The 7,451-nt window shown below is 70.6% G+C and carries 8 protein-coding genes and 1 pseudogene; 7 read left to right on the top strand and 2 right to left on the bottom strand.

What is annotated here, in order from left to right:
- The 3 genes from FNH05_RS27260 to FNH05_RS27250 form a co-directional block, all read left to right on the top strand.
- A partial coding sequence (locus FNH05_RS27260; RefSeq protein ID WP_246127967.1) for a flavin-containing monooxygenase occupies positions 1–1,479 on the top strand: 1,479 nt, incomplete at its 5' end.
- Position 1,480: 1 nt separating this feature from the next.
- Positions 1,481–3,163: an FAD-dependent oxidoreductase gene (locus tag FNH05_RS27255; RefSeq protein ID WP_144591618.1), complete on the top strand. Its 1,683-nt coding sequence runs from the start codon at positions 1,481–1,483 to the stop codon at positions 3,161–3,163.
- A 20-nt stretch (positions 3,164–3,183) separates the two neighbouring features.
- Positions 3,184–3,852, top strand: coding sequence for an acetoacetate decarboxylase family protein (locus tag FNH05_RS27250; protein WP_144591616.1), 669 nt, complete (start codon positions 3,184–3,186; stop codon positions 3,850–3,852).
- Positions 3,853–4,109: 257 nt separating this feature from the next.
- Here the strand turns inward: FNH05_RS27250 and FNH05_RS27245 are convergent, their stop codons facing one another.
- The gene (locus tag FNH05_RS27245) at positions 4,110–4,544 is read right to left on the bottom strand and encodes a winged helix-turn-helix transcriptional regulator (protein WP_144591614.1); all 435 of its coding nucleotides are present in this window, start codon (positions 4,542–4,544) and stop codon (positions 4,110–4,112) included.
- Between the two features lie 365 nt (positions 4,545–4,909).
- On the opposite strand from FNH05_RS27245, the gene FNH05_RS27240 reads away from it, so the two are divergent.
- The 3 genes from FNH05_RS27240 (at position 4,910) to FNH05_RS27230 (ending at position 6,199) form a co-directional block, all read left to right on the top strand.
- Positions 4,910–5,167 carry a WhiB family transcriptional regulator gene (locus FNH05_RS27240; protein ID WP_144591612.1) on the top strand — a complete coding sequence of 86 codons (258 nt, stop codon included), beginning with the start codon at positions 4,910–4,912 and terminating at the stop codon, positions 5,165–5,167.
- 267 nt (positions 5,168–5,434) lie between these two features.
- Positions 5,435–5,797, top strand: a complete 363-nt coding sequence (locus tag FNH05_RS27235) for an STAS domain-containing protein (protein ID WP_186382761.1) — start codon at positions 5,435–5,437, stop codon at positions 5,795–5,797.
- 36 nt (positions 5,798–5,833) lie between these two features.
- Positions 5,834–6,199 (top strand): STAS domain-containing protein, encoded by a 366-nt coding sequence (locus FNH05_RS27230; RefSeq protein WP_246127966.1) that lies wholly within the window; start codon positions 5,834–5,836, stop codon positions 6,197–6,199.
- Positions 6,200–6,274: 75 nt separating this feature from the next.
- Here the strand turns inward: FNH05_RS27230 and FNH05_RS27225 are convergent.
- Positions 6,275–6,886 (bottom strand): annotated as a pseudogene (locus FNH05_RS27225) (MFS transporter); the annotation flags it as partial.
- Positions 6,887–6,992: 106 nt separating this feature from the next.
- On the opposite strand from FNH05_RS27225, the gene FNH05_RS27220 reads away from it, so the two are divergent.
- A partial coding sequence (locus tag FNH05_RS27220) for a MarR family winged helix-turn-helix transcriptional regulator (RefSeq protein ID WP_144591608.1) occupies positions 6,993–7,451 on the top strand: 459 nt, incomplete at its 3' end.

Below are 7,451 nucleotides of genomic sequence, written 5' to 3'. Positions count from 1 at the left end.
TCCCACCGCAAGCCGACGGTCGCCGTCATCGGCGCCGGATTCGGCGGCCTCGGCATGGCCATCCTGCTCAAACGCGCGGGCTTCGCCGACTTCACGCTCTTCGAGAAGGCCGGCGACCTCGGCGGGGTGTGGCGGGAGAACACCTATCCCGGTGCGGCCTGCGACGTGCCGTCCTCGCTGTACTCGTTCTCCTTCGCCCCGAACCGGACGTGGCCGCGCCGGTACTCCGAGCAGCCCGACATCCTCGGCTACCTGGAACGGACGGCGGACAAGTTCGGCGTCCGCGACCACATCCGGTTCAACACCGAGGTGGTCGGCGCCGAGTTCGACGCCGAGAGCCGCCGCTGGCGGATCGAGACCGCGCAGGGCGAGATCTTCGAGGCCGACGTGCTGGTCCCCGCGGTCGGTCAGCTGTCGCGGCCCGCGGTGCCCGACCTCCCCGGCGCGGACACCTTCACCGGCGAGATCTTCCACTCGGCCGAGTGGAACCACGACGTGGACCTGAGCGGCAAGCGGGTGGCCGTGATCGGCACCGGTGCCAGCGCGATCCAGTTCGTGCCCCGGATCCAGCCGCAGGCGGGCAGGCTCACCGTGTTCCAGCGGTCCGCGCCCTACGTCATCCCCAAGCCCGACCGCGCCTACCTGCCGCTGCACCACCGCCTGTTCCGCTCGCTGCCGCTGACCCAGCGGGCGGGCCGGTTCGCCACCTGGAGCACCGGCGAGCTGCTCACCATGGCGCTGACCAGCGCCAAACCGCTGGGCAAGCTCCTCGAACTGCTGTTCCGCTTCCACCTGCGCCGCCAGGTGCCCGACGCCGCGCTGCGCGCGCGTCTGCGTCCCGGCTACCCGATCGGCTGCAAGCGGCTGCTGTTCTCCAACGACTGGTTCCCGGCGCTGGCACAGTCCAATGTGGACGTGATCACCGAGCGGATCACCGGGATCACCCCCACCGGCGTGCGGACGGACACGGCCGAGTACCCGGCGGACGTCATCATCTACGGCACCGGCTTCAAGGCCACCGAGTTCCTCGCCCCGATGAGCATCCGGGGCCTTGGCGGGCGGAAACTCACCGAGGCCTGGGAGGGCGGGGCACACGCCTACCTCGGCATGAGCGTGCCCGACTTCCCCAACATGTTCATCCTCTACGGTCCGAACACCAACCTCGGCGGCAACTCCATCGTGTACATGATGGAGCACCAGGCCCGCTACGTCCTCCAGATCCTGCACCGGATCTCGCGCGGAGAGCTGTCCTGTGTGGACGTCCGACCGGAGGCGGCCGGAAGGTTCGACACCGAGGTGCAGCGGCGGCTCGCCGACAGCGTGTGGAGCGGGTGCTCGAGCTGGTACCGCGAGGAGAACGGCCGGATTTCGACGAACTGGCCGGGCCTGGTCTGGGAGTACCACCGCCGCACCGCCAAGGTCGACTTCTCGGCCTACCGCGAGGTGCCCGCGGGCGAGCGTGTGGCGAAGGCGGGCTGAAATGACCCGGTTCGACTACGACGTCCTGGTGATCGGCTCGGGTTTCGGGGGCAGCGTCTCCGCCCTGCGGCTGACCGAGAAGGGCTACCGCGTCGGCGTGCTGGAGGCGGGCCGTCGCTTCGCCGACGACGAGTTCGCGAAGAACTCCTGGCATCTGCGGGACTACCTCTTCGCGCCGGTCGCGGGTTGCTACGGCATCCAGCGCATCACCCTGCTGAAGGACGTGCTGGTGCTGACCGGCGCGGGCGTGGGCGGCGGTTCGCTGGTCTACGCCAACACGCTCTACGAACCGCCCGAGCGGTTCTACCGCGACTCCCAGTGGGGGCACATCACCGACTGGCAGGACGAACTCGCACCCCACTACGACCAGGCCAAACGGATGCTCGGGGCGACGGAATACCCGCGGGTGACCCCGTCGGACCGGGCCATGCGCGCGGTCGCCGAGGACATGGGCGTCGGCGGCACCTACCACCCGGCACAGGTGGGCGTGTTCTTCGGGGCACGGGAAGGCCAGACGGTGCCGGACCCGTTCTTCGGCGGGCTCGGCCCGGCCCGCACCGCGTGCACCCACTGCGGCGAGTGCATGACCGGATGCCGCCATAACGCCAAGAACACCCTGGTCAAGAACTACCTCCACCTCGCGGAACTGGCCGGGGCGCGGGTGCACGCGCTGACCACGGTGACCGACGTCCGGCCGCTGCCCGGCGGGGGCTACGCCGTGCACGCCCGCCAGACGGGCGGGCGCGGGCGGCGCACCTACACGGCGGAGCAGGTGGTGTTCTCGGCGGCGGCCCTGGGCACCCAGCGGTTGCTGCACCGCCTGCGCGACCGCGGCAGCCTGCCGGGAATCTCGCCGAGGCTGGGCACGCTCTCGCGCACCAACTCGGAGGCGGTGCTGGCGGCACGGGCACGCGGCGACGCGGTGGACTACTCCGAGGGGGTGGCGATCACCTCGTCGATGCACCCCGACGAGCACACCCACATCGAACCGGTGCGCTACGGCCACGGCAGCAACCTCATGGGGCTGCTGAACACGGTGCTGGTCGACGCGGAACCGGGGCGGCCGCGGTGGCTGCTCGGGCTGCGGGAACTGCTGCGGCACCGGCGCGACCTGCCGCGGCTGCTCAACCCGCGCCACTGGTCGGAGCAGACGATCGCGCTGCTGGTGATGCAGAGCCTCGACAACTCGCTGACCACCTACACCCGGCGCGGGCTGCTCGGCCGCCGGATGACGACGAGGCAGGGCATCGGCGAGCCGAACCCGGTGTGGATCCCGGCCGGACACGACGCCACCCGCCGGGTGGCCGCGAAGATCGGCGGGATCGCCGGGGGAGCGTGGAGCGATCTGGCGAACATCCCGCTGACCGGCCACTTCATCGGCGGTTGCGCGATCGGCGACTCGCCGGAGACCGGGGTGGTCGACCCGTACCAGCGGCTTTACGGCCACGAAGGCCTGCACGTGGTGGACGGCTCGGCGATTTCGGCGAACCTCGGCGTGAACCCGTCGCTGACCATCACGGCACAGGCCGAGCGCGCGATGTCGCTGTGGCCCAACAAGGGCGAACAGGACCGGCGGCCCGCGCTCGGCGCGGCCTACGTCCGGCTGGCGCCGGTCGCGCCGAAGAACCCGGTGGTGCCGCAGGCCGCGCCGGGGGCGCTGCGGCTGCCGATCAGTCCGAAGTGAACGAAGCGGGGAAGAGCGCGGTGAGCGGAGAAGCCGGGTACCCGGACGAGCCCTGGGACCTGTGCGGCCACGGCTACGTGTCGTTGTGGCTGGTGCCGGAGTGGGCCCTGCCCGAACTGGCGCCCGGGGTGCGGCCGGTGACCGTGGCGGGCCGGGCCGTGGTCGGCACGGCGTTCGTCGACTACCTGCCCGGCGGCCTGCTGCCGTACCACGAGGTGCTGGCCGCGGTGATGGTGCGGCGGGGCGCGCGATTCGGACTGTCCATCACGGACATCTGGGTGGACAGCCCGGCCTCGCGGGCCGGAGGACGGGAGCTCTGGGGGATTCCGAAGGAACTGGCCGCGTTCGGGATGGCGCACGGCAGGGTGGCCAGGGCACGGGCGAGCGAGGGCGACACCCTCTTGGCGGAGGCCGAAGTGCGCAGCGGACCGGTAGGCCTGCGCATGCCGTTCCCCGTCGTGGGGACGGCGATGCAGACGCTTCGGGGGGCACTGGCCCGCACGCCGATCCGGGCTCGCGGGCGCCTCTCCCTGGCGAAGTCGGCCTGGCGCTTCGGCGGCAGGCTCGGCTGGCTGAACTTCGGCAGGCCGCTGGGTGGCATCGCGGTCCGCGACTTCGAGATGCGCTTCGGCCCCCGGCACCAGCGAGTCCCACCCTCAGGCGCTTGTGTCCCACCCTCAGGCGCTTGAGTTCCACGCTTGGTCTGGGGCCGGTGCCCTTCAAGGCGCCGGACTTTTGCCGGGACCCTGGCCGTATTGACCGTGAGGAGACCCCTCACGGCAGTGCGTGGCACCCAGCACTGCACGAGCGTGGGACACAAGCGCAGGAAGGTGGGACACAAACTGCGGGAGGTGTGCCGTGCATCGCCGCGCGGACCGGACTTTGCCGGGGCCCTGGTCGATAGGCCTGTGAGGGGTTCCCTCACGGGCCTGGATTGGCGGCGCGGCTACGGCTGGACGGCGCCGAGGCGGACCAGGTGGCTGTCGCCGGGTTCGAGTGGCTGTCCGCAGTGCGCGCACACCGGCCTGACGTGCAGTTCCGCCCCGCAAGAGTGCTCCCAGACCGTGGGGGGCGGGCCGTCGGTGACGAAGCGGTCGCCCCAGTCCATCAGGCTCTGCAGGATCGGTGCCAGCGCGCGGCCGGCCTCGGTGGGCACGTATTCGTAGCGCGGGGGACGGTCCTCGTACTGCTGCTTCTCGAGCACTCCGGCGTCGACGAGCTTGCGCAGCCGGGCGGCGAGGATGTCGCGGCTGGCGCCGGTGTGGGCGACGATCTGGTCGAACCGCCGGGCGCCGAGCAGCACCTCGCGGAGGGCGAGCAGGCTCCAGCGCTCGCCGACCACCCCCAGCGCGTTCGCGATCGAGCATTCGCGTCCGGCCATGCGTCCCTCCTGGTCTGGAATTCCAACTTAGCACCTCGGATTGCCGGTTGGAGTTTCCAACTGGCCTGAGCGGGGAAGGGGCGAACCTGCCGCCCAAACCTGCCCGACATCCCTCGGCGCGCGACCGGATCCGAGTTCACCCCGGATGGATTAGGGCGCGCCGCCGGGGGGTAGGCGTTAAGTGGGCGACACCACAACCGAATTGCGGGATCAAAGCCGGCTGTGTTTGCGTTAATAGCTCGGCTGGTCTGCACGTCGTGCCTCCACTCCCCTCCTCGCGGGCGCTGTTCCGCTGGATCCTGGGTTGTTCGCGCGCGGCGGAGCAGCACGCCCTTGACCACACCAAGGAGAGGAGGCGGCAGGAGATGAACCGCGATCACATCGACTGGCGGCAGCGTGCCGCCTGCCGGGACGAGGACCCCGAGCTGTTCTTTCCCGTGTCCGAAATGGGCCCGGGGGCCCGGCAGGTCGCGCAGGCGAAGGCTGTCTGCGCGCGGTGCCCCGTCCGCGCCGAGTGTCTGGCGAACGCGCTGGACAGCGGCCTGGACTACGGAATCTTCGGTGGAGCCACGGAGGGTGAGCGGCGCAAGCTGTACCGTCGCGCGCGCACCACGGTTGCCTGAGGGGACCCGAGCGAATCGCCGGAGGCGCCCGTTGACCAGCCAGGTCGGCGGGCGTTTTCCCGTTCGGCCCTGGCCGGAGGCGGAAGGGCTCCCCATTCGGGTAAAGAGCCGGTAAACGAAGGCTAAGCTTGTACAGACAGGTCTGTCTGTGCTACACAGGAAGTTCCACGCGGTTGAGTAAGCAGCCGTGGCTCGTGCCCGTCTGGGGGTCGTTTCCGGCGGGGGTGCGCAATCTACGCCCAGATCGAGCCCATCGGAGGTTATTCCGTGGCTACTGCTCTCAGCTCATCTTCCGCCAGCCTGAACGTCTCGCTGTCCCGCCCGGCGCAGGGAGCGATCGTGGTGCACGTCGCCGGTGAGGTCGACGCCGCGACCGCTCCCGACCTCGCCGCCGCGCTCGGCCCGATCTGGTCGTCGCGCCCCGCCCGCGTGGTGCTGGACCTCTCGGGCGTGTCGTTCCTGGGGACCGCCGGGCTGTCGGAACTGCTCTTCGCCGCCGAACGGGCGGAACTGGAGCAGGTGACGCTGCGACTGGTGGGGCCGCACTGCGTCCGTCGCGCGCTGCGGGCGGCGGGACTCACCGACCGGCTTCCGCTCAGCGCCGACCTGGGCGAGGCGCTGGAGCGCTGACCGGAGTTTTGCTTCCAGTTGTGAGATATTGACGAGGTGAGTTCAGCGCATACCGAACCCCCGAACGGGCAGGCCGTGCACGTCACCACCGAAACGCAGGGCGCTGCCGTCGTGCTGGTGGTGTCGGGTGACATCGACATGGTGACCGCACCGGAGTTCGAGAAGGCGCTCCTGGCCGCTCTCCGTGACCGGCCGGAGGTCCTTGTCGTGGATCTTTCCGCCGTCGAATTCCTCGGTTCGGCCGGGCTGACCGCCCTCGTCACGGCCCGCCAGGAAGCCGGCTCGGACACCACCCTGCGGGTGGTGGCGGAAAGCAGCACCACCGCCCGCCCGCTCCAGCTCACCGGGCTGGATCAGGAAATCCCGCTCTACCGCACTCGTGAGGAAGCCCTCACGAGCTGATCATTCGGATGTCCCTTGTGGACACCGGTGACCTCCGCCCTGCTCGAGCGCATGGCTCGAGCAGGGCTTTTCCTGTCAGCGCGCGAATTCGGTGGCCGAGGCGGTGCTGCGGCGGCGGTCGAGCAGCCCGGAGGCCGCGGCGACCGCGAGCCCGGCCGCGGCGAGCAGGGCACCGATCCAGTTGGGGGCGGTGTAGCCGAGGCCGTGCTCGATGGCCAGGCCGCCCAGCCAGGCGCCGCCCGCGTTGCCGAGGTTGAAGGCGGCGATGTTCGCGGCCGAGGCCAGTGCGGGTGCGCCTTCGGCCTTGTCCATCACCCGGGCCTGCAGCGGCGGCACGGTGGCGAACCCGGCCGCGCCGAAGAGGGCGATGGTGATCGCGGCGGGCAGTTGCGCGTGCGCGGTGAACACGAAGATCACGAGCACGACGGCCAGTGCCGCCAGGATCGCGTACAGGCTGGGCATCAATGCCCGGTCCGCCGCGCGGCCGCCGAGCAGGTTGCCCGCCACGAGCCCGACGCCGAACAGGACGAGCAGCCAGGTCACGGCGCCTGAGGAGAATCCGGCGACGCCGGTCATCATGGGCGCGATGTAGGTGAAGGACGCGAACACCCCGCCGAAGCCGAGCGCGGTCATGGCGAGCGCGAGCCATACCTGCGGCCGCCGGAACACCGCGAGTTCGCTGTGCAACTAGGCGCGTCAGCAATAGTTGCACACGCTGGTTATTTCGGACGGCGCCTACCGTAGCATGCAAAGATGGGGGAGGAACCCGGAAAGCCCCGAGGAGTGGTGAACCGTGTCACTCGACGACGACGCCGTCGAAGCTCGCGCCCAGGGCTGGCGCACGCTGGCCGCGCTGCACGCCCTGATCGAGGACAAACTCGAACGGGCCCTTCAGCAGGCACACGAACTGTCCGTCAGCGAGTACGGCGTCCTCGACGTCCTCGCCCGGCAGGATGGCTTCCACCTGCGCATGAACCAGCTGTCCAACGCCGTGGTACTCAGCCAGTCGGCCACCACGCGCCTGGTCGGCAGGCTGGAGAACCGGGGACTGCTCCAGCGGTATCTGTGCGCCGACGACCGGCGAGGGATCTACACCGAGGTCACCCCGGCTGGGCAGCGCCTGCTCGCCGACGCCCGCCCCACCCATGACGCGGCGCTCGCCGAGGCACTGGCCGAGGCCGGGGGCTCCCCTACACTGGCTCCCCTGGTGGACGCGCTGGGCTCGCTCGCGTATCGGTCCACTGTGGAGGGC

It is taken from the genome of Amycolatopsis rhizosphaerae (assembly GCF_007713715.1).
In the GTDB taxonomy this organism is placed as follows: Bacteria; Actinomycetota; Actinomycetes; order Mycobacteriales; family Pseudonocardiaceae; genus Amycolatopsis_E; species Amycolatopsis_E rhizosphaerae.
Note: the sequence above shows the minus strand (reverse complement) of the source record. Positions and strands in the feature narration are given on the sequence as shown.